3 protein-coding genes are annotated in these 1,352 nt (G+C 61.5%); all 3 read right to left on the reverse strand.

Annotation, left to right across the window (positions count from 1 at the left end; genetic code table 11):
- Window positions 1-31 precede the first annotated feature (31 nt).
- The 3 genes from moaE to moaC are packed head-to-tail and all read right to left on the reverse strand — an operon-like array spanning window position 32 to window position 1,196.
- Window positions 32-481 (reverse strand): molybdopterin synthase catalytic subunit MoaE, encoded by a 450-nt coding sequence (moaE, locus tag JV201_RS24160; RefSeq protein ID WP_219406131.1) that lies wholly within the window; start codon window positions 479-481, stop codon window positions 32-34.
- Window positions 482-483: 2 nt separating this feature from the next.
- The gene (gene moaD / locus JV201_RS24165; protein WP_177027062.1) at window positions 484-726 is read right to left on the reverse strand and encodes a molybdopterin converting factor subunit 1; all 243 of its coding nucleotides are present in this window, start codon (window positions 724-726) and stop codon (window positions 484-486) included.
- Window positions 723-1,196 (reverse strand): cyclic pyranopterin monophosphate synthase MoaC, encoded by a 474-nt coding sequence (gene moaC / locus JV201_RS24170; protein WP_017480021.1) that lies wholly within the window; start codon window positions 1,194-1,196, stop codon window positions 723-725. The genes moaD and moaC overlap by 4 nt, the downstream gene beginning before the upstream one ends.
- Window positions 1,197-1,352 lie beyond the last annotated feature (156 nt).

The following is a 1,352-nucleotide window of genomic DNA, read 5'->3' on the forward strand; positions in this document are numbered from 1 at the left end:
CCCTCGCCACAGCAAGCTCCCTCGCCACACGTTATTTCCAGCGATCAGCGGCAGTGTGATCGCTGTCGCGCCCTTCCACCCAGCGCGGCCCTTCACTGGTGTTCTCCTTCTTCCAGAACGGCGCCCGCGTCTTCAGGTAGTCCATCATGAACGCGCAGGCATCGAACGCCGCCTGACGATGGGCACTGGCCGCCGCCACGAACACGATCGGTTCACCCGGCTCCAGGGCGCCGATGCGATGCAGCACTTCCAGCTTGAGCAGTGGCCAGCGTTGCTCTGCCTCTACGGCAATTTTGCCGAGGGCTTTTTCAGTCATGCCCGGGTAGTGTTCGAGGAACATCCCCGCCACATCCAGGCCATCATTGAAGTCGCGCACATAGCCGACAAAACTCACCACCGCGCCCACACCGACATTGGCCGCATGCATCGCATTGACCTCGGCGCCCGGATCAAACGCCTCGGCCTGCACCCGAATCGCCATGGTCAGCCTCCGGTCACTGGCGGGAAGAATGCCACTTCGTCGCCAGCCTGCAGCGGCTCATCAAGGTCGCACAGTTCCTGGTTACGAGCGCACATCAGGCGAGTCTCGTTGAGCACCGCGAATTCCGGGTCACCGGCCAATGCCTGGCGTACAGCGTCCACCGTTGCGAAGTCGCCTTCCATCTCCAGGGAGTCCAGGCCAATCGCTTCGCTGTAGCGCGCAAAAAACAGTACGTTGATGCTCATGCCTGGTCCGCCTTGAAATGCCCGCTCTTGCCACCGAGTTTTTCCAGCAGACGAATGGTTTCGATGGTCATGCCACGGTCCACGGCCTTGCACATGTCGTAGATCGTCAGGGCGGCGACGCTGGCCGCAGTCAACGCTTCCATCTCCACGCCGGTCTGGCCGGAGAGTTTGCAGCGGGCGATGATGTGCACCGCGTCCAGGCCATCGGCGCTGAGTTCAACCTTGACCCCGGTGAGCATCAACGGGTGGCACAGGGGAATCAGATCACTGGTTTTTTTTGCGGCCTGGATCCCGGCGATACGGGCCACGGCAAACACGTCGCCCTTGGGGTGGGCGCCGTCGACAATCATTTTCAGGGTCTCGGGCAACATGCGCACCCGCGCTTCGGCCACGGCTTCACGGAACGTCACGGCTTTTTCAGTGACGTCGACCATGTGGGCGCGACCTTGGGAATCGAGATGAGTCAGCACAGGGATACTCCTGATCAGGAGCTCCGATTGTAAACCCAACGCCGATCAAATGTGGGAGCKGGCTTGYGTGGGAGCCGGGCTTGCCCGCGATGCAGGCRCCTCGRTRTGTCAGTTACACCGAGGTGATGCWATCGCAGGCAAGCCAGCTCCCACATT

Origin of the sequence: Pseudomonas sp. Colony2 (genome assembly GCF_019382755.1) — a bacterium.
GTDB lineage: Bacteria > Pseudomonadota > Gammaproteobacteria > Pseudomonadales > Pseudomonadaceae > Aquipseudomonas.